General features: G+C 72.9%; 16 protein-coding genes. 11 read left to right on the top strand and 5 right to left on the bottom strand.

Translation table 11 applies throughout. The annotated features are described in order from the left end of the window. Nucleotides 1-21: 21 nt before the first annotated feature. The 6 genes from OIE75_RS16470 to OIE75_RS16445 all read left to right on the top strand — a co-directional run bounded on the left by OIE75_RS16470 (nucleotide 22) and on the right by OIE75_RS16445 (nucleotide 7695). Nucleotides 22-1620, top strand: a complete 1599-nt coding sequence (locus OIE75_RS16470; RefSeq protein ID WP_329471334.1) for an acyl-CoA carboxylase subunit beta — start codon at nucleotides 22-24, stop codon at nucleotides 1618-1620. 44 nt (nucleotides 1621-1664) lie between these two features. Next, entirely contained in the window at nucleotides 1665-3509 is a 1845-nt protein-coding gene (locus OIE75_RS16465; RefSeq protein WP_329471333.1) for an acetyl/propionyl/methylcrotonyl-CoA carboxylase subunit alpha, read from the top strand. A gap of 85 nt (nucleotides 3510-3594) precedes the next feature. After that, nucleotides 3595-4743 carry an acyl-CoA dehydrogenase family protein gene (locus tag OIE75_RS16460; RefSeq protein ID WP_307013174.1) on the top strand — a complete coding sequence of 383 codons (1149 nt, stop codon included), beginning with the start codon at nucleotides 3595-3597 and terminating at the stop codon, nucleotides 4741-4743. A gap of 38 nt (nucleotides 4744-4781) precedes the next feature. Then, nucleotides 4782-6350, top strand: coding sequence for a 4-coumarate--CoA ligase family protein (locus tag OIE75_RS16455; protein ID WP_329471332.1), 1569 nt, complete (start codon nucleotides 4782-4784; stop codon nucleotides 6348-6350). Next, the gene (locus OIE75_RS16450) at nucleotides 6347-7081 is read left to right on the top strand and encodes an enoyl-CoA hydratase family protein (protein WP_307013170.1); all 735 of its coding nucleotides are present in this window, start codon (nucleotides 6347-6349) and stop codon (nucleotides 7079-7081) included. The genes OIE75_RS16455 and OIE75_RS16450 overlap by 4 nt, the downstream gene beginning before the upstream one ends. Beyond that, nucleotides 7069-7695, top strand: a complete 627-nt coding sequence (locus OIE75_RS16445) for a TetR/AcrR family transcriptional regulator (protein ID WP_307013168.1) — start codon at nucleotides 7069-7071, stop codon at nucleotides 7693-7695. The genes OIE75_RS16450 and OIE75_RS16445 overlap by 13 nt, the downstream gene beginning before the upstream one ends. A gap of 6 nt (nucleotides 7696-7701) precedes the next feature. Here the strand turns inward: OIE75_RS16445 and pdxH are convergent, their stop codons facing one another. Next, nucleotides 7702-8379, bottom strand: a complete 678-nt coding sequence (gene pdxH, locus OIE75_RS16440; protein ID WP_307013166.1) for a pyridoxamine 5'-phosphate oxidase — start codon at nucleotides 8377-8379, stop codon at nucleotides 7702-7704. A 240-nt stretch (nucleotides 8380-8619) separates the two neighbouring features. Between pdxH and OIE75_RS16435 the strand changes: the two genes are divergently transcribed. The 3 genes from OIE75_RS16435 (at nucleotide 8620) to OIE75_RS16425 (ending at nucleotide 12487) form a co-directional block, all read left to right on the top strand. Next, nucleotides 8620-9720 (top strand): citrate synthase 2, encoded by a 1101-nt coding sequence (locus tag OIE75_RS16435; protein WP_307013164.1) that lies wholly within the window; start codon nucleotides 8620-8622, stop codon nucleotides 9718-9720. 333 nt (nucleotides 9721-10053) lie between these two features. Beyond that, nucleotides 10054-10920 carry a GNAT family N-acetyltransferase gene (locus OIE75_RS16430; protein ID WP_329471330.1) on the top strand — a complete coding sequence of 289 codons (867 nt, stop codon included), beginning with the start codon at nucleotides 10054-10056 and terminating at the stop codon, nucleotides 10918-10920. Nucleotides 10921-11023: 103 nt separating this feature from the next. Further along, complete coding sequence (locus OIE75_RS16425; protein ID WP_307013160.1) at nucleotides 11024-12487, top strand: PAS domain-containing protein; 1464 nt, start codon at nucleotides 11024-11026, stop codon at nucleotides 12485-12487. Nucleotides 12488-12509: 22 nt separating this feature from the next. Here OIE75_RS16425 and OIE75_RS16420 read toward each other — a convergent pair whose 3' ends face one another. Then, a complete protein-coding gene (locus OIE75_RS16420; RefSeq protein WP_329471329.1) occupies nucleotides 12510-13265 on the bottom strand; it encodes an SIS domain-containing protein in 756 nt (251 codons plus the stop codon). A gap of 200 nt (nucleotides 13266-13465) precedes the next feature. Between OIE75_RS16420 and OIE75_RS16415 the strand changes: the two genes are divergently transcribed. Together OIE75_RS16415 and OIE75_RS16410 are read left to right on the top strand one after the other, a co-directional pair. After that, entirely contained in the window at nucleotides 13466-14158 is a 693-nt protein-coding gene (locus OIE75_RS16415; RefSeq protein ID WP_122619672.1) for a metal-dependent transcriptional regulator, read from the top strand. Nucleotides 14159-14638: 480 nt separating this feature from the next. Beyond that, nucleotides 14639-15508, top strand: a complete 870-nt coding sequence (locus OIE75_RS16410) for an alpha/beta fold hydrolase (protein ID WP_329471328.1) — start codon at nucleotides 14639-14641, stop codon at nucleotides 15506-15508. 21 nt (nucleotides 15509-15529) lie between these two features. Here the strand turns inward: OIE75_RS16410 and OIE75_RS16405 are convergent, their stop codons facing one another. From OIE75_RS16405 to OIE75_RS16395, 3 genes are all read right to left on the bottom strand, one after another. Then, nucleotides 15530-17170, bottom strand: a complete 1641-nt coding sequence (locus tag OIE75_RS16405; RefSeq protein ID WP_329471327.1) for a transporter — start codon at nucleotides 17168-17170, stop codon at nucleotides 15530-15532. Then, entirely contained in the window at nucleotides 17167-17943 is a 777-nt protein-coding gene (locus OIE75_RS16400) for an ABC transporter ATP-binding protein (RefSeq protein WP_307013152.1), read from the bottom strand. Before OIE75_RS16400 ends, OIE75_RS16405 begins: the two co-directional genes overlap by 4 nt. A 130-nt stretch (nucleotides 17944-18073) precedes the next feature. Then, on the bottom strand, nucleotides 18074-18727 hold the full coding sequence (locus OIE75_RS16395) for a bifunctional DNA primase/polymerase (RefSeq protein ID WP_307013150.1): 654 nt from the start codon (nucleotides 18725-18727) through the stop codon (nucleotides 18074-18076). Between the last annotated feature and the right edge of the window lie 301 nt (nucleotides 18728-19028).

The raw sequence follows: 19028 nt of genomic DNA, 5'->3' as shown, positions 1-19028 counted from the left end.
GTACCCCCCGGAGGTCCTCCCGTGACCGTCCTCGCCTCCGCCCTCGACCCCGCCGCCCCCGACCACCGCGCGCACCGCGAGGCCATGCTCGCGAAACTCGCCGACCTGGACGCCGAACACGCCAAGGCGCTGGCGGGCGGCGGCGAGAAGTACGTGGCCCGGCACCGGGGGCGCGGCAAGCTCCTCGCCCGCGAGCGCATCGAGCTGCTCCTCGACCCCGACACGCCCTTCCTGGAGCTGTCCCCGCTGGCCGCCTGGGGGAGCGAGTACACGGTCGGCGCCTCCCTCGTCACAGGCATCGGCGTCGTCGAGGGCGTCGAGTGTCTGGTCACCGCCAACGACCCCACCGTGCGCGGCGGCGCCAGCAACCCCTGGTCGCTGAAGAAGGCCCTGCGCGCCAACGACATCGCGCTCGCCAACCGGCTGCCCTGCGTCAGCCTGGTGGAGTCCGGCGGCGCCGACCTGCCCTCCCAGAAGGAGATCTTCATCCCGGGCGGCGCGATCTTCCGGGACCTCACCCGGCTGTCGGCGGCCGGCATCCCGACGATCGCCGTCGTCTTCGGCAACTCGACGGCCGGGGGCGCCTACATCCCCGGCATGTCCGACCACGTCATCATGGTCAAGGAGCGCGCCAAGGTGTTCCTCGGCGGGCCGCCCCTGGTCAAGATGGCCACCGGCGAGGAGAGCGACGACGAGTCGCTGGGCGGCGCCGACATGCACGCCCGCACCTCGGGTCTCGCCGACCACTTCGCCCTGGACGAGCCCGACGCCCTCCGCCAGGCCCGCCGCGTCGTCGCCCGCCTCAACCACCGCAAGGCGTACGCCGATCCGGCACCGGCCGAGCCGCCCAAGTACGACCCGGAGGAACTCCTCGGCATCGTCCCCGGCGACCTCAAGGTCCCCTTCGACCCGCGCGAGGTCATCGCCCGGATCGTCGACGCCTCCGACTTCGACGAGTTCAAGCCGCTGTACGGGACGAGCCTGACCACCGGCTGGGCGAGCCTGCACGGCTACCCGGTCGGCATCCTCGCCAACGCCCAAGGGGTGCTGTTCAGCGAGGAGTCCCAGAAGGCCGCCCAGTTCATCCAGCTCGCCAACCAGCGCGACATCCCGCTCCTTTTCCTGCACAACACCACCGGCTACATGGTCGGCAGGGAGTACGAGCAGGGCGGCATCATCAAGCACGGCGCCATGATGATCAACGCGGTCTCCAACTCCCGCGTCCCGCACCTGTCCGTCCTCATGGGGGCGTCCTACGGCGCCGGCCACTACGGCATGTGCGGCCGCGCCTACGACCCGCGCTTCCTCTTCGCCTGGCCCAGCGCCAAGTCCGCCGTCATGGGCCCGCAGCAGCTCGCCGGCGTCCTGTCCATCGTCGCCCGCCAGTCGGCCGCCGCGAAGGGGCAGCCGTACGACGACGAGGGCGACGCCGCGCTGCGCGCCATGGTGGAGCAGCAGATCGAGTCCGAGTCGCTGCCCAAGTTCCTCTCCGGGCGGCTCTACGACGACGGCGTCATCGACCCGCGCGACACCCGCACCGTCCTCGGCCTGTGCCTGTCCGCCCTCCACACCGCCCCCTACGAGGGCGCGCGCGGCGGCTTCGGCGTCTTCCGGATGTGAGAGAACCCACTGTGGCCACCACTGTGACAAGCGAGGCAAACACCGTGATCGGTACCGTCCTCGTCGCCAACCGCGGCGAGATCGCCTGCCGGATCTTCCGCACCTGCCGCGAGTCCGGAATCCGGACCGTCGCCGTGCACTCGGACGCCGACGAGAACGCCCTCCACGCGCGCGTGGCCGACGCGGCCGTACGCCTGCCGGGCGCCGCCTCCGCCGACACGTACCTGCGCGGCGACCTGATCGTGAAGGCCGCGCTCGCCGCCGGCGCCGACGCCGTCCACCCCGGCTACGGCTTCCTCTCCGAGAACGCCGGCTTCGCCCGCGCCGTCCTCGACGCCGGGCTGACCTGGATCGGGCCGCCGCCGGAGGCCATCGAGGCGATGGCGTCCAAGACCCGCGCCAAGGAGCTGATGGGCATCGCCCCCCTGGGCGAGGTCACCGAGGCCGACCTGCCCGTGCTGGTGAAGGCCGCGGCGGGCGGCGGCGGACGCGGCATGCGCGTCGTACGGCGTCTCGCCGACCTCGACGCCGAGCTGACCGCCGCCCGCGCGGAGGCGGCGAGCGCCTTCGGCGACGGCGAGGTCTTCGTCGAGCCGTACGTCGAGGACGGCCGCCACGTCGAGGTGCAGATCCTCGCCGACACCCACGGCACGGTCTGGGCGCTCGGCACCCGCGACTGCTCCCTCCAGCGCCGCCACCAGAAGGTGATCGAGGAGGCCCCCGCCCCCGGCCTGACCCCGGAACTCACCGCCGAACTCCACGACCTGGCCGTACGCGCCGCCCGCGCCGTCGACTACGTCGGCGCCGGAACGGTCGAGTTCCTCGTCGCCGAGGGGAAGGCCCACTTCCTGGAGATGAACACCCGCCTCCAGGTCGAACACCCCGTCACGGAGGCGGTCTTCGACGTGGACCTCGTCGCCCTCCAACTCCGCGTCGCCGAGGGCCACGCCCTCGAAAAGGACCCGCCACGCGCGCGTGGACACGCCGTCGAGGCGCGCCTGTACGCCGAGGACTCCGCGCACGGCTGGGCCCCGCAGACCGGCCGCCTGCACCGCCTCACCGTGCCCGACGGCATCCGCCTGGACACCGGCTACACCGACGGCGACGACATCGGCGTCCACTACGACCCGATGCTCGCCAAAGCCGTCGCCCACGCGCCCACCCGCGCGGAGGCCGTCCGCCGCCTCGCCGGCGCCCTGGAACGGGCGGCGATCCACGGCCCGGTCACCAACCGCGACCTCCTCGTCCGCTCCCTGCGCCACGAGGAGTTCACCTCCGCCCGCATGGACACCGGCTTCTACGACCGCCACCTGGCCTCACTCACCGAGGCCGCCCCCGACCCCCTCGCCCCGCTCGCCGCCGCCCTCGCCGACGCGAGCGCCCACCCGGGCCGCTTCGGCGGCTGGCGCAACCTGCCCTCGCAACCCCAGGTCAAGCGGTATGTCCTCGCGGGCGAGGAACACGAGGTCCGCTACCACCACACCCGCACCGGCCTCGCGGCGGACGGCGTACGCGTCGTACACGCCGACGCCCGCCTGGTCGTCCTCGAGACCGACGGCGTACGACGCCGCTACGAGGTCGCCCGCTACGGCGACCGCGTCCACGTCAACACCACCGCCCTCACCGTCCCGCCCCGCTTCCCCGACCCCGCCACCCAGCACGCCCCCGGTTCCCTCCTGGCCCCCATGCCCGGCACGGTCGTCCGCGTCGCGGAGGGCCTCACGGAGGGCTCCGCCGTACAGGCGGGCCAGCCCCTCCTCTGGCTGGAGGCGATGAAGATGGAACACCACATCACGGCCCCGACCACGGGCACGCTGACGCACCTGCACGCCGTACCCGGCCAACAGGTCGCGGTGGGCTCTCTGCTGGCGGTGGTGGAAGAGAGCTGAGGGGCGCGGGGCTGCATGGGACATGCGGCTCCGCCGCGCGAGCGCGACAAGCCACGACGAAGCCCGCACCCGAAGGAGCACAGTGATGACCACCCTCCTCGAATCCCACGAGCACAAGGCACTCCGCGAAGCGGTATCGGCCTTCGCCCGGAGCCACCCCCGCGCCACCGGCCCCGCCGAGAGCAGGCACTTCTGGCAGGAGGCCGGCAAGCTCGGCTACCTCGGCGTCAGCCTGCCGGAGGCGTACGGAGGCGGGGGCGGCGGTGTCACGGAACTCTCCCTCGTCCTGGAAGAGATGGGCGCCGCCGGCAATCCCCTGCTGATGATGATCGTCTCCCCGGCGATATGCGGCACCGTCATCGCCCGCTTCGGCACCGACGAACAGAAGCAGACGTGGCTCCCCGGCATCGCCGACGGCACCCGCCTGATGGCCTTCGGCATCACCGAACCCGACGCCGGCTCCAACAGCCACCGCATCACCACCACCGCCCGCCGCGACGGCGCCACCGGCGACTGGCTCCTCACCGGCCGCAAGGTCTTCATCAGCGGCGTCGACATCGCCGACGCCACCCTGATCGTCGGCCGCACCGAGGACGCCCGCACCGGCAAGCTCAAGCCGTGCCTGTTCATCGTCCCGCGCGACACCCCCGGCTTCGAGCGGCGACAGCTCGACATGGAACTGCACGCCACCGAGAAGCAGTTCGAGCTGACCCTCGACGACGTACGGCTGCCCGCCGAGGCGCTCGTCGGCGACGAGGACGCGGGCCTCCTCCAGCTCTTCGCCGGACTCAACCCCGAGCGCATCATGACGGCGGCCTTCGGTATCGGCATCGGCCGCTACGCCCTCTCCCGCGCCCTCGACTACGCCCGCGAACGCACCGTCTGGAAGACCCCCATCGGCGCCCACCAGGCCATCGCCCACCCCCTCGCCCAGGCCCACATCGACCTCGAACTCTCCCGCCTGATGACGCAGAAGGCCGCGCACCTCTACGACGCCGGTGACGACATGGGCGCGGGCGAGGCCGCCAACATGGCCAAGTACGCCGCCGGGGAGGCCTGCGTGAAGGCCGTCGACCAGGCCGTCCACACCCTCGGCGGCAACGGCCTCACGCGCGAGTTCGGGCTCGCCACGCTCATCACGGCGGCGCGGGTCGCCCGGATCGCCCCGGTGAGCAGGGAGATGATCCTCAACTACGTCTCCCACCAGACCCTGGGCCTGCCCAAGTCGTACTAGGGAACGCCCACGTCGTACCAGCCCGCCCTGGAGGAACCGTGTTCCGCAGCCAGTACGCCGACGTCCCACCCGTCGACCTGCCCATCCACGAGGCCGTGCTCGGCCGGGCCGCCGCCTTCGGGAGCGCACCGGCGCTGATCGACGGCACCGACGGCACCACCCTCACCTACGAGCAGGTGGACCGGTTCCACCGGCGGGTCGCCGCCGCCCTCGCGGAGGCCGGGGTCCGCAAGGGCGACGTCCTCGCCCTGCACAGCCCCAACACCGTCGCCTTCCCGCTCGCCTTCTACGCCGCCACCCGCGCGGGCGCCTCCGTGACGACGGTGCACCCGCTCGCCACGGCCGAGGAGTTCGCCAAGCAGCTGAGCGACGCGCGGGCCCGCTGGATCGTCACCGTCTCACCGCTGCTCGACACCGCCCGCCGGGCCGCCGAACTCGCGGGCGGCATCCAGGAGATCCTGGTGTGCGACAGCGCGCCCGGCCACCGCTCCCTGATCGACATGCTGGCCTCGACCGCCCCCGAACCCCGGATCGCGATCGACCCCGCCGAGGACGTCGCCGCGCTTCCGTACTCCTCCGGCACCACCGGCACCCCCAAGGGCGTGATGCTCACCCACCGCCAGATCGCCACCAACCTCGCCCAGCTCGAACCGCTGATGCCGGCCGCCCCCGGCGACCGCGTCCTCGCCGTGCTGCCCTTCTTCCACATCTACGGCCTCACCGCCCTGATGAACGCCCCGCTGCGGCTCGGCGCCACCGTCGTCGTACTGCCCCGCTTCGACCTGGAGCAGTTCCTCGCCGCCATCCAGAACCACCGCATCACCAGCCTCTACGTCGCCCCGCCGATCGTCCTGGCCCTCGCCAAACACCCCCTGGTCGCCGAGTACGACCTCTCGTCCCTCAAGTACATCGTCAGCGCCGCCGCCCCCCTGGACGCCCAGCTCGCCGCCGCCTGCTCCCGGCGGCTCGGCCTGCCGCCCGTGGGCCAGGCGTACGGCATGACCGAACTCTCCCCGGGCACCCACGTCGTCCCCCTGGACGCCATGGCCGAGGCGCCGCCCGGCAGCGTCGGCAAGCTGATCGCCGGGACCGAGATGCGCATCGTCTCCCTCACCGACCCCGGCAAGGACCTTCCCCCCGGCGAGTCCGGCGAGATCCTCATCCGCGGCCCCCAGATCATGAAGGGCTACCTGGGCCGCCCCGACGCCACCGCCGCCATGATCGACGAGGAGGGCTGGCTGCACACCGGCGACGTCGGACACGCCGACTCCGACGGCTGGCTCTTCGTCGTCGACCGCGTCAAGGAACTGATCAAGTACAAGGGCTTCCAGGTGGCCCCCGCCGAACTGGAGGCCCTCCTGCTCACCCACCCCGGCGTCGCCGACACCGCCGTCGTCGGCGCGTACAACGACGACGGCAACGAAGTACCGCACGCCTACGTCGTACGCCAGCCCACCGCACCCGGCCTCTCGGAGGGCGAGATCATGATGTACGTCGCCGAACGCGTCGCCCCCTACAAACGCGTCCGCCGGGTCACCTTCATCGACGCCGTGCCCAGGGCCGCCAGCGGCAAGATCCTGCGCCGGGAACTGCGAGGCACCGAATGACCCTGATCGGCCGCACCCGCGAACGCGGCGTCGAGACCCTCACCCTCGACTCCCCGCACAACCGCAACGCCCTCTCCGCCGCCCTCGTCGGCGACCTGGCCGCCGCCCTCACCGCCGCCGGCGAGGACACCGGTGTGCGCGCCGTCGTCCTCACCCACACCGGCACCACCTTCAGCGCCGGCGCCGACCTGCGCGACCCGCCCGACCCGGACACGCTGGTCGGGCTCTTCCGGCAGATCGCCGAGCTGCCCAAACCGGTCGTCGCCCGCGTCACCGGCCACGTCCGCGCGGGCGGCCTCGGCCTCCTCGCGGCCTGCGACATCTCGGCGGCGTCCCACGACTCCACGTTCGCCTTCACCGAGGTCCGCATCGGCGTGGCGCCCGCCGTCATCTCCCTCACCCTGCTGCCGCGCACCGACCCCCGCGCCCTCGCCCGCTACTACCTCACCGGCGAGCGCTTCGACGCCGCCGAGGCCGCCCGCGCCGGCCTGGTCACGGCCGCGGGCGACGACGTGGACGCCGTACTCGCGCCCGTCCTCGACGGCGTGCGCCGTGCCTCACCGCAGGGCCTGGCCGAGACGAAACGGCTGCTCACGGCTAGGGTGCTGGAGACCTTCGACCGGGACGCGGCCGACCTGACCGCGCTCTCGGCCCGGCTGTTCGCCTCCCCGCAGGCCCGCGAGGGGATGACGGCCTTCCTCGAACGACGGGATCCGGAATGGGTGGTGTGAGCGGCGCCGCGAACACGGCCGACCGCGCGGAGCGCGTGCCCAAGCAGGACCGCAGCCGGGCCACCCGGCAGCGGCTCCTCGAAGCGGCCGTCGCCTGCCTCGCCGAACGCGGCTGGGCGGGCTCCACGGTCTCCGTCGTCGCCGAACACGCCGGCGTCTCCCGCGGCGCAGCCCAGCACCACTTCCCGACCCGCGAGGACCTCTTCACCGCGGCCGTGGAGTACGTCGCCGAGGAGCGCTCCCTCGCGCTGCGCGCCCTGTTCCCCGAAGGCGCGGCGGCCGGTGACCGCCGGGCCGTGGTCGCCGCGCTGGTCGACCTCTACACCGGCCCGCTCTTCCGGGCCGCCCTCCACCTGTGGGTGGCCGCCTCCAACGAGGAGCAGCTGCGCGGCCGGGTCACCGAGTTGGAGGCCCGCGTCGGCCGCGAGAGCCACCGCATCGCCGTCGACCTCCTCGGCGCCGACGAGACCCGCCCCGGCGCCCGGGAAACCGTCCAGGGCCTCCTCGACATGGCCCGCGGCCTGGGCCTCGCCAACCTGCTCACCGACGACCGCGCGCGGCGGGAACGGGTGGTCGACCAGTGGGCCCGGCTGCTCGCCGCCGAGCTGGGCTGACGCCGGTCACGGAGCGAGCCGCTCCACCCGCCAGCTCCCGTCCGCCTCGGCCACGTACCGCAGCCGGTCGTGCAGCCGGTTCTCCCGCCCCTGCCAGAACTCGACCTCCCGCGGCGCCACCCGGAAGCCGCCCCAGTGCGGCGGCACGGGCACCTGCTCGCCCGCCGGGTAGCGTCCGGCGAGCTCCGCGTACGCGGCGTCCAGACCCTCCCGGCCCGCCACCACCGACGACTGCGCGCTCGCCCACGCCCCCAGCTGGGAGCCGTGCGGCCGGCTCCGGAAGTACGCGGCGGTCTCGTCCCGCCCGGTCCGCCGCGCCACGCCCGTCACGATCACCTGCCGGGCCATCGGATGCCAGGGGAACAGCAGCGAGACGTACGGGTTGGAGCCCAGGTCGCGGCCCTTGCGGGAGTCGTAGTTGGTGTAGAAGACGAAGCCCCGCTCGTCGAAGTGCTTCAGCAGCACCGTGCGGGAGCTGGGCCGCCCCTCGGCGTCGGCGGTGGAGACGACCATCGCGTTCGGCTCGAACAGTCCGCCCTCCATGGCGGCCTGCCTGAACCAGCGCGCGAACTGCTCGACGGGGCCGGCGGCCAGCTCGGACTCGGCAAGCCCCTCGGCCCGGTACTGCTTGCGCATCGAGGCGAGATCGAAGGGGACGTCATCGCGGTCGGTCACACCGGCCATCCTGCCGTATCCGCGGTGTCCTTCGTCACTGAGTGGCACTGAGTGCCGCGACCCCTCCCCACGGTTGACACTCGGAGATATCGTGCTGGTCCCGGCGCGGTTGGACGAACGGCCGTACGGGGCATCACAGGGGTGACCGCAGAACGAGGACCGCGAGTCGTGCGCACGACCGTGGATCCGGTGGACCCGATGAAGCCGACGGGTCGGTCACCACACATCTACGTCACGAGGAGCCGCCTGATGTCCGACTTCGTACCCGGGCTAGAGGGAGTCGTCGCGTTCGAGACGGAGATCGCCGAACCGGACAAGGAGGGCGGCGCCCTCCGCTACCGCGGCGTCGACATCGAGGACCTGGTCGGCCACGTGTCCTACGGGAACGTCTGGGGCCTGCTCGTCGACGGCGCCTTCAACCCCGGCCTCCCGCCCGCCGAGCCCTTCCCCATCCCGGTCCACTCCGGCGACATCCGTGTGGACGTCCAGTCCGCGCTCGCCATGCTCGCGCCGGTCTGGGGCCTCAAACCCCTCCTCGACATCGACGCCGAGCAGGCCCGCGCCGACCTCGCCCGCGCCGCCGTGATGGCCCTCTCCTACGTCGCCCAGTCGGCCCGCGGCCAGGGCCTGCCCATGGTCCCGCAGCGCGAGATCGACAAGGCCCAGTCCGTCGTCGAACGCTTCATGATCCGCTGGCGCGGCGAGCCCGACCCCAAGCACGTCGCCGCCGTCGACGCCTACTGGACCTCGGCCGCCGAGCACGGCATGAACGCCTCCACCTTCACCGCCCGCGTCATCGCCTCCACCGGCGCCGACGTGGCCGCCGCCCTCTCCGGCGCCGTGGGAGCCATGTCGGGCCCGCTGCACGGCGGCGCCCCCTCCCGCGTCCTCGGCATGATCGAGGAGATCGAGCGCACCGGCGACGCCGAGGCGTACGTTAAGAAGACGCTCGATGCGGGCGAGCGCCTCATGGGCTTCGGCCACCGCGTCTACCGCGCCGAGGACCCCCGCGCCCGCGTCCTGCGCCGCACCGCCCGCGAACTGGGCGCCCCGCGCTACGAGGTCGCCGAGGCCCTGGAGAAGGCCGCCCTCGCCGAACTCCACGCCCGCCGCCCCGACCGCGTCCTGGCCACCAACGTCGAGTTCTGGGCCGCCATCATGCTGGACTTCGCCGAGGTCCCGGCCCACATGTTCACCTCGATGTTCACCTGCGCCCGCACGGCCGGCTGGTCCGCCCACATCCTCGAACAGAAGCGCACCGGCCGCCTGGTCCGCCCCTCCGCCCGCTACGTGGGCCCGGGCCCCCGCGACCCGCACACCATCGACGGCTCCGACACGCTCACGACCTGACCACTCCCGAAAACGCAGACGACCCGCGAGTCTGGTTCCTCCAGCGGAGGAGCCGGCCGGACGTACCGGCGACTCGCGGGTCGGGTGACTGCGATGGTTTGGCCGGCTGCGTGTATCTCGTACACGCTGGTCCGGCACCGCACAGGATGTGGTGACGGGCCGCTAGCCCGCAGCCACCTCACGCGTCCGGTTGTCATACATTCGCCGGATCACCTCCTTTCGGTGTGGGGTCCACACTAGGAACCGCTCGGCCCTCGATCAATCGGTTTTTCGAGTCGATTCCCCAGTGATCACCCATGGACGCGTCTTCGCTGGTCACCTACCGTTCCGCCCATGACGAAGCGACAGGGGGGGCCTTCGGTGAGGCGGGCGATAGGCAGTGGTTCGGTGTTCGAGGAGCGGATCGGGTACGCGCGGGCCGTCGTCGACGGGGACCGGGTGCACGTGTCCGGGACGACCGGGTTCGACTACGCGGCGATGACCATCTCCGAGGACGTGGTGGAGCAGGCGGGGCAGTGTCTGCGGAACGTCGGGGCGGCGCTGGCCGAGGCGGGGTGCACGTTCGCGGACGTGGTGCGGGTGCGGTACCTGCTGCCCGCGCGGGAGGACTTCGAGCCGTGCTGGCCCGTGCTGCGGGAGGCGTTCGAAGAGGTGCGGCCGGCCGCGACGATGATGGTGTGCGGGCTCGCGGACGAGCGGATGAGGATCGAGATCGAGGTGGACGCGCGGCGTGCGCCGGTCGGTCCCGGCGCCGGGCTGCGGATCGCGGCCGTCGACGGGGACGCGATGGTCCAGGAGTGGCGGTACGTCCACAACGAGATCGTGCCGCCCGCCGCGATGACCCCGGACGAGGCGCGGGATCGCGGGCGGCGGTACCGGCTGGAGAACGCCTACCTCGGGGACACGCTCGTCGGCTGCTCCACGGTGCGTCCGCCCGGGGGCGACGGGCGGGTGGCGACCGTGATCGCGCGGGTGCTGCCCGCGTTCCGGGGGCGCGGCATCGGTACCGCGCTCTACGAGTCGGGTCTCGCGCACGCGCGGGGGCTCGGCGCGCGGGCGGTGGAGACCGTGGTGCTGGCGGCGAACGCCGACGGGTTGCGGTTCGCCGTGGGGCGTGGGTTCGTGGAACGGGAGCGGTACGTCCTGGACGGCGAGCGGGACGAGTGGGTCGATCTGAGACTCGCCGACCCTGCGCCGTGACCGTCATGACCGTCATGACGGGGGCGTATGCCGAGTTTCCGCAGTACAACGATTTCTGCAATCTTGTGGGAACTCGGTGTGTGCTGCATCACGTTCGAGTTGAATGAAGGCCAGTGAGCGAACCGACGTACCGTACGGCGGACGCAGCCTGCAGGGGGTCCAGGTGAGTGCTTCCCGGCGTAGTGGGACCACCGACGAGCTGGGGCCGGACGAACCGGAGCAGCCCGAGCGGGACGGCGCGGACCTGTTGGCCGCGCTCCTCGACGGGATGGACGCGGCCCTGTGCGCCTTCGACGCGGACGGCGTGGTCACCCACTGGAACCGCGAGGCGGAGCGGATCCTGGGCTGGAGCGCGGCCGAGGCCGTGGGGCGGCAGGGTTTCGCCGGGTGGGCCGTGCGCAGCGCGGACGCCGGTGAGGTGGAGGACCGGCTGCTGTCCGCGATGCGGGCGCCGGGGCGGCAGGTGCACGAGTTCGCGCTGCTGACCAAGGACGGCGGGCGGGTGCTGGTGCGCACCCAGTCGGCGGCGGTGCGCGGCGCCGACGGGAGGCCCGCGGGGGTGTACTGCGCGTTCAGCGAGGTGCACGCGCAGATCGACCTGGAGCGGTCCATCGCGCTGAGCGAGGCGCTGCTGGAGGACGCGAGCTGGGGTGTCGTCCTGGTGGACGCGGACCTGCGCCCCGCCGTGGTCAACGCGCACGCGGCACGCGCGCTGGGCGCCGGGCGCACCTCGGTGCTGGGGCGGCCGCTCGGCGATCTGCTCGTCCAGGGCGTGGAGGATCTGGAGAACGCGCTGACGCACGTCCTGGCGGAGGGCGCGCCGCCCGGGCCCGCCGAGGTGTGGGTGGGGCTGCGGACGCCGGAGGGGGAGCGGCGCCGGTGCTGGCGCAGCGGGTTCGTGCGGCTGGCCTCGCCGCTCGCGGAGGAGCCGGTGCCGCTGGGTGTGGGCTGGCTGTTCCAGGACATCACCGAGGCCAAGCAGGCCGAGCAGGAGGCGGCGCTGCTGCGGTTCCGGGCCAATCAGCTGCACCGGGCGGCGCGGGCGGCGGCGGAGTGCGAGGACCCGGCGGAGGCGGCGGTGGTCCATCTGGACTTCGCGCTGGCCGGTTTCGCCGACCACGCGCTGATCGACCGGCTGGCGGGCGGGGCCGTGGACACCGACGCGGCGGTGCCGGTCCGGCTGGTGCGGGTGGCGGCCACGCCGTCCGGCGCGCCGGGTCCGAGCCTGCCGTCGGGGACGGCCGGGGTGCCGGTGCGCTACGGCGAGGGGCATCCGGCGGTGAGCTGTGTGGAGCGGGCGGGCTCGGTGCGGGCCAGCGCCGGTGCGCGGGCGGTGCCGCCCGAGAAGGTGCGGGACTGGGCGGTGGCCCGGCAGTGGCCGGCGGACACGGTGCACGGCCTGTGCGCGGTGCTGCGCAGCCGGGGCCGGACGCTGGGCGTGGTGACGTTCCTGCGGGGCGCGGGGCGGAGCGCGTTCGAGCGGTCCGACGCCGTGTACGCGGAGGACGTGGCCGTCCGGATCGCGTCCGCGCTGGATCTGGCCGGTGCGGTGGAAAAGAAGCGGTAGCGGGGTGCCCGCGCGGGCCGGCTCAGCGCTGGTAGAAGATCCGGTCCCGGTACTGGTCGAGGACGCGCCCGTTCCAGTCGTGGCCGCCGTCCACGTTGCCGGAGCGCAGCAGCGGGGGTTCGATGCCGCGGTCGGCGAGGGCGCCGGCGGCGGTGGCCATCATGGCCTGCATGAGGGCGCTGGTGACGACCGTGGAGGCGGGTGCGAAGGGCACCGGGACGGTGTCGAGGGTGAGTTCCGCGTCCCCGACGGCGATCTTCGAGTCGAGCACGATGTCGCAGTGGTCCTTGAGGAAGGTGCCGGAGCTGTGCCGGGAGGCCGTCTCGGAGGCGTACGCCACCGAGGTCACGCCGATGGTGCGGACGCCGAGGGCGCGGGCGTTCATCGCCATCTCCACGGGCATGGCGTTGCGCCCGGACAGGGAGATGATCACGAGGACGTCGCCCTCGCGGAGCGGGGACGAGCCCAGGACGGCGCTCGCGAGGCCGTCGACGCGTTCCAGGGCGGAACCGAGCGTGGCGGGCATCACGTCGACGCCGACGACGCCGGGCACGGTGAGCAGGTTCATCAGGGCGAGTCCGCCGGCGCGGTAGACGACGTCCTGGGCGGCGAGGGAGGAGTGGCCGGCGCCGAAGGCGAAGAGCCGTCCACCGCGCTCGACGGTGTCGGCGAGCAGGGTCCCGGCCGCCTCGACGCTGTCCGCCTCCTCGTCGCGGACGCGGCGCAGCAGGTCGATCGCCGCGTCGAGGAACTGCCCGGCGGGCTTGCGGTCGCTCATGCGGGACCCCTTCGGTGTGCCTGTGTCGCGGATCACGGTGCGGTCTGGACCAGTGCGGTGTCAATACGGCGTGGCGCGGCCGCGCGGGCCCGGCTTCGCACCGCGAGGCACGGTTGTCGGTGGTATGCGTCAGAATTGAATCCAGGGCCAGCGCACGCGCCGGTGGCCGCGGCCTCCGGCAATCTCATCAAGGGGCACGTATGTCCGGACTGATCGACACCACGGAGATGTACCTCCGCACCATCCTGGAGCTGGAGGAGGAAGGTGTGGTCCCGATGCGCGCCCGGATCGCCGAGCGGCTCGATCAGAGCGGCCCGACGGTCAGTCAGACGGTGGCGCGGATGGAGCGCGACGGCCTGGTGTCCGTGGCGGCCGACCGGCATCTGGAGCTGACCGACGAGGGCCGGCGGCTGGCGACGCGCGTGATGCGCAAGCACCGGCTCGCCGAGTGCCTGCTCGTCGACGTGATCGGCCTGGAGTGGGAGCAGGTGCACGCCGAGGCGTGTCGCTGGGAGCACGTGATGAGCGAGGCCGTCGAGCGGCGCGTGCTGGAGCTGCTGCGCCACCCGACGGAGTCGCCGTACGGGAACCCGATCCCGGGCCTGGAGGAGCTGGGCGAGGCGGACGGCGCCGACCCGTTCCTGGACGAGGGCATGGTCTCGCTGGCCGACCTCGACCCGGGGGCGGAGGGCAAGACGGTCGTCGTGCGCCGTATCGGTGAGCCGATCCAGACGGACGCGCAGCTGATGTACACGCTGCGCCGGGCGGGTGTGCAGCCCGGTTCGGTGGTGAGCGTGACCGAGTCGGCGGGTGGCGTGCTGGTGGGCAGTGGTGGCGAGGCCGCCGAGCTGGAGTCGGACACCGCCTCCCACGTGTTCGTCGCCAAGCGCTGAGTCCGCCGGGGGCGGGGAGGTGCGCCGGCGCACGGATCCCGTCGTTTCGGGTTCCAGTGCGCCGAATCGCAGCGCCCGGACGCTTCGCGTGCAAGGCTGTGCCGTGAGGCATATGACGTAGGGGGCTCTTGGCCGCGCGTGACAGCGATGTCGCCCGGTCGGGGAGGGGGCGGGACGTGCCGGAGAGACGGAGAGGGCCCCGGCGCCATGTGGCGCCGGGGCCTGTCCTCCCCTGTGCTGACCCGGAGCCCCGAGCTCTCAGGGTCAATCCCCACGGACCGTTTTCCCCGAGCGGTCCGCCTCCCGTTGAAGATCTCCCCTGAGCAGCGGCGATCAATCCCCGCAGGGTGTCACTCGAATGAGGGGTGTTGCTGGGCGAGACGCCTCTTTCGAATAGGCATTCGATACTCTGCGGACAGGTACGGCAAGGCACGGCAGGCAGGACACGGTTCCGAGCGGAGCTTGGGGGTGCCAGGACCAATGGCGCGGCGCATCGACGTAACCGGCGCGGGCGGCGTACGCCTCGCGGCTTGGGAGTTCGGCGACCCTCCCAAGACCAACCGGACGCACGGCGCGGGTGACCAGCCCGGCGTGCTCTTACTGCACGGCCTGATGGGCCGCGCCTCGCACTGGGCCCCCACGGCCCGCTGGCTCTCCGCCCGCCATCGGGCCGTCGCCCTCGACCAGCGCGGTCACGGCCGCAGCGACAAGCCCCCGCACGGCTCCTACACCCGGGAGGCCTACGTCGACGACGTCGAGGCCGCCCTGGAGCAGCTCGGCCTCGGCCCGGCCGTCCTGATCGGCCACGCCATGGGCGCGCTGACCGGCTGGCAGCTCGCCGCCAAACGCCCCGACCTGGTCCGCGGTCTGATCATCTGCGACATGCGGGCCTCCGCCCTCGGCGCGGCCTCGCAGCACACCTGGACCGAGTGGTTCCGCGCCTGGCCGGTCCCCTTCGCCACGCTCGCCGACGTCCGCAAGTGGTTCGGCGAGGACGACCCGTGGGTGGAGCGGCCCAACCCGGCCCGCGGCGAGTTCTACGCCGAGGTGATGGCCGAATCCCCGGACGGCTGGCGCCCCGTCTTCGAACCGGAGCAGATGCTCAGGACCCGCGAGACCTGGGTCTACGACGCCCACTGGGAGGAGCTGGCGCAGGTGCGCTGCCCGACCCTGGTGGTGCGCGGCCTCGACGGCGAGCTGGGCCGCGCCGAGGCCCAGGAGATGGTCCGCGTGCTGCCCGGCGGCCAGTACGCGGAGGTCGCCGACGCCGGCCACCTCGTCCACTACGACCAGCCGGAGGCGTGGCGGGCGGCCATCGAGCCGTTCCTGGACACGCTCAGGTTGAGCTGACCTCCGCCCCGCGCGGGACCGTCACGCCTTGCTGACCGCCGTGAGGATCTCCGGCAGCCGCTCCGCCGTGCGCGGTGCCGCCAGCCGCAGCCCGAGCAGCGTCAGCGCGGCGCCGTACACCGCTCCCACCGGCAGCAGCAGCCAGGCCAGGTCCGCGGCGCCCTCGCTCACGTTCAGCCAGATGGCCAGCGCGATCACGGGCGCGCACAGCAGGGCCGCGCCCACCATGCCGCCGAAGATCGAGATCCAGGCCAGCCCGACCTGACCGGGGGCGACGTTCTTGTACCCCTCCTGCGGGATGGAGTACGGGAAGCGCGCCGAGGTCCACGCGCCGGTCGCCAGCATCGCGCCGAGCAGCGCGAAGGACAGCCCCAGCGTCTCGGGCAGGGCGGGCCAGTCGTCGAGCATCGCCGTGGTCAGGACGGTCACGAGGGTGGCGTACGGCAGGGTGATCAGCAGCAGCGCCAGCGCACGGGCCCGCAGCTCGACGTAGGCGTCCCGCGTCGACGAGATCGTCATCGCGACCATCCAGAAAGCGGACGTGTCCTGTCCGAATTGGTTGTACATCTGGATGCCGAGCATCCCCGCGGCGAAACAGGCGAAGTAGACCGAGCCGGTGCCCTGCCAGGCGTTGAACACCGGCACGATCAGGCCGATGGCCAGCGAGGTCACCCAGGCCGCCTTGGTCTTGGGGTCGCGCCACACGTAGCGCAGGGTGCGCTCCATCGTCGTACCGGTACGGCCCGCGGGCAGCAGCCGGGCGAGCCCCGACGAACCGCGCTCGCGCACCGGCCGGGTGTCGCTCTGGATCGTGGAGCCGTCCGGCGTGGTCATCAGCCGCGTCAGGTGGCGGGCCCACACCCACAGCAGCAGCACCAGGGCCGCCGCGGTCAGCGCGAGCTGGGCGAGAGCGGTGCCGTACGCGCCGTCGCTCGCCGCGTCCATCGCGCCGATCGCCGACGCGGGCGGCACCCAGCGCAGCACGTCGGCCGCCGGGTCGAGCTGTTCGAGACCGGAGGAACCCAGGCGCTGCGCGCCGAAGTTGACGAGCTGCGCGCCGACCGCGACGACCAGACCGCTCAGCACCGCAAGGTCGCGGCCCTTGCGGCTGGTCAGCAGCCGTACGTTGGCCGCGGCGACGGCGCGCGCCAGGGTCACGCACACCAGCAGCGCGAGCACCGCCGCCACGACGCCGACGGCGTACGCCGCCCCGCCGTGCGCGACCGCGGCCACGGATCCGGCGAACATGCACAGCGTGAACAGCGGCCCGATGCCCACCAGCGACGACGTGAGCAGGGCCCGGACCAGCGGTCGGGGTCGCAGCGGCAGCATCACCAGCCGGGTCGGGTCGAGCGTCTCGTCGCCGCCCGGGAAGAACAGCGGCATCACCGCCCAGCCGAGGCCCAGTACGGCCGCCAGCAGGACGACCAGCGACTCCACGTGCGCGTGCCCGCGCAGCGCGATCAGGCCGATCAGCTGGAGCACGGCGAAGAGCAGGACGGCGACGGCCGACGCGATGTACGCGGCCCGCCGCCCGCCGGACTGCCGCAGTCCGTTGCGCAGCAGGGAGAGTTTCAGCCGTACGAAGACGGCGGTGACGGAGGCGGGCGCGGCCGGCGCGGCGGACGTGCCGGACGTGACGAGCGGGGTCTGCGTGTTCATCGGGACCCGCCGCCCAGCCAGTCCAGGTCGGAACCGGCGTCCCGGCCCCCGGCGCCGACGAGTTCGAGGAACGCCTGCTGCAAGGAGGCCGCCTCGCCGCGGACCTCGGCGAGCGTGCCGGTGGCGCGGATGCGGCCGGCGGCCATGACGGCCACCCAGTCGCAGAGCGACTCCACCAGCTCCATCACGTGGGACGAGAAGACGACGGTGGCGCCGGAGGCGGTGTAGCGCTCCAGGACGCCCCGGATGGTCTGCGCGGAGACCGGGTCGACGCCCTCGAACGGCTCGTCCAGGAAGAGGACTTCCGGGTTGTGCAGCAGGGCGGCCGCGAGCCCGATCTTCTTGCGCATGCCGGTCGAGTAGTCGACGACCAGCTTGTGCTGGGCGCCGGTCAGGTCGAGCACGTCCAGCAACTGCGTGGCCCGCTTGTCGACCTCGTCACCGGGAAGCCCGCGCAACCGGCCGGAGTAGCCCAGCAGTTCGCGCCCCGACAGGCGTTCGAACAGCCGCAGCCCCTCGGGCAGCACCCCGATCCTGGCCTTGACCTCGACCGGATCGCGCCACACGTCGCGCCCGACCACCTCGACCGACCCCTGATCGGGCCGCAGCAGCCCGGTCACCATGGAGAGAGTGGTGGTCTTCCCGGCCCCGTTCGGCCCGACCAGCCCGATGAACTTGCCCGCCGGCAAATCCAGATCGATCCCACCCACGGCGACCTGCTGCCCGAACCGCTTCCAGAGCCCCCGCACCCGCACCGCACTGTCACTCACCACGACTCCCTCCGTCGACTTCGAACCCTACGGGGGGAGAGCGCCCCCGAAGGGGCGCGGGGAACTGCGCGATCAGCCACGTACCACCCGCAGCCGTTCACGAGACATCGACCCGGCAGACGAGAAGGCGCCCCTAACGTTCCCGCCCGCACGCATACGCAAGCGGCGACAGCAGCTCCTCCACATCCGGCAACCACCGATTCGCCGGCGTGGGCCGGCACGCCCACTGCACCGCCCCCCACGTCCCGACCCGCGTAGGCGGCGCCGCCACGTAGGCCCCCTCCCCGAGCACCGCCAGATCAAGGGCCCGGGGCGCCCACCCCAACCGCCGCACGAGGTCCGGCACCTTCACCCCCGCACCGGGAAGAACAAAGAACCGCATCCGGCGGTCCGGCGTCAGCGTGACCGGCCCCAGCGTCAGCTCCATCCGCTCCATCCGGGCCAGCGCCAGGAACCCCGCGGTCTCGGGCACGTCGACCGCGTCGAACGTCCGCCCCGTGGGCAGCAGGATCGACGCCATCGGCTGCTTCTGCCACATCCGGCGGGCCACGGTCGCGCTGCCCGTCGCCTGCGCCGCCCAGTCCTCGCGCGCCGGGTGCGCGCCCGGGGCGGCGCACGCCGGGTCCGCGCAGGAGCAGCGCTGCACCCCGTCGGCGGCTACCAGCCAGGTACCGGGAACCACGTCCCAGTGGCGCTCCTCGGCGTAGCGAACGGCGGTCTCCAGCAGCGATGTGCCGCGCTGCTGCGGGATCTGGGCGGCTTCGGTGGCCTGGATGGTCTCTTCCACGTGGAACACAACTCCCGTGCTCACCCCGGGTTACGGGGGTCGAGTGCGCGGGGGAGGGGCATCGATTCCGCATCCGGGGCGCACGGGCGCATACGTGGGGGCGCGCAGGAGGATTCGCCGCGGGAGCTGGGTAGCCACGTCTGGGGCCGGCACCGTCCGTTACCCCGGCAATCCTCGTAAGCATTGCAAGCTTCGCAAGTCTCGCATTGTCGGCACATCGACTGGGCATTGATCTTCACGGCCGGATCCGCTTCGTCCCACGATCCGCCGGGACAGCATCGAGACCGCAAGAGACCGCATG

This window comes from Streptomyces sp. NBC_01723 (genome assembly GCF_036246005.1).
GTDB lineage: Bacteria > Actinomycetota > Actinomycetes > Streptomycetales > Streptomycetaceae > Streptomyces.
The sequence above is the reverse complement of the archived record's forward strand: the minus strand, read 5'-3'. Positions and strand labels throughout refer to the sequence as shown.

Bases quoted from the DNA above. Each gene is read 5' to 3' on its own strand.
- OIE75_RS16460 (WP_307013174.1), top strand. From the start codon at position 3,595: ATGACCACCCTCCTCGAATCCCACGAGCACAAGGCACTCCGCGAAGCG.
- OIE75_RS16450 (WP_307013170.1), top strand. From the start codon at position 6,347: ATGACCCTGATCGGCCGCACCCGCGAACGCGGCGTCGAGACCCTCACC.
- OIE75_RS16445 (WP_307013168.1), top strand. From the start codon at position 7,069: ATGGGTGGTGTGAGCGGCGCCGCGAACACGGCCGACCGCGCGGAGCGC.
- pdxH (WP_307013166.1), bottom strand. From the start codon at position 8,379: ATGGCCGGTGTGACCGACCGCGATGACGTCCCCTTCGATCTCGCCTCG.
- OIE75_RS16435 (WP_307013164.1), top strand. From the start codon at position 8,620: ATGTCCGACTTCGTACCCGGGCTAGAGGGAGTCGTCGCGTTCGAGACG.
- OIE75_RS16430 (WP_329471330.1), top strand. From the start codon at position 10,054: ATGACGAAGCGACAGGGGGGGCCTTCGGTGAGGCGGGCGATAGGCAGT.
- OIE75_RS16425 (WP_307013160.1), top strand. From the start codon at position 11,024: ATGAAGGCCAGTGAGCGAACCGACGTACCGTACGGCGGACGCAGCCTG.
- OIE75_RS16420 (WP_329471329.1), bottom strand. From the start codon at position 13,265: ATGAGCGACCGCAAGCCCGCCGGGCAGTTCCTCGACGCGGCGATCGAC.
- OIE75_RS16415 (WP_122619672.1), top strand. From the start codon at position 13,466: ATGTCCGGACTGATCGACACCACGGAGATGTACCTCCGCACCATCCTG.
- OIE75_RS16410 (WP_329471328.1), top strand. From the start codon at position 14,639: ATGGCGCGGCGCATCGACGTAACCGGCGCGGGCGGCGTACGCCTCGCG.
- OIE75_RS16405 (WP_329471327.1), bottom strand. From the start codon at position 17,170: ATGAACACGCAGACCCCGCTCGTCACGTCCGGCACGTCCGCCGCGCCG.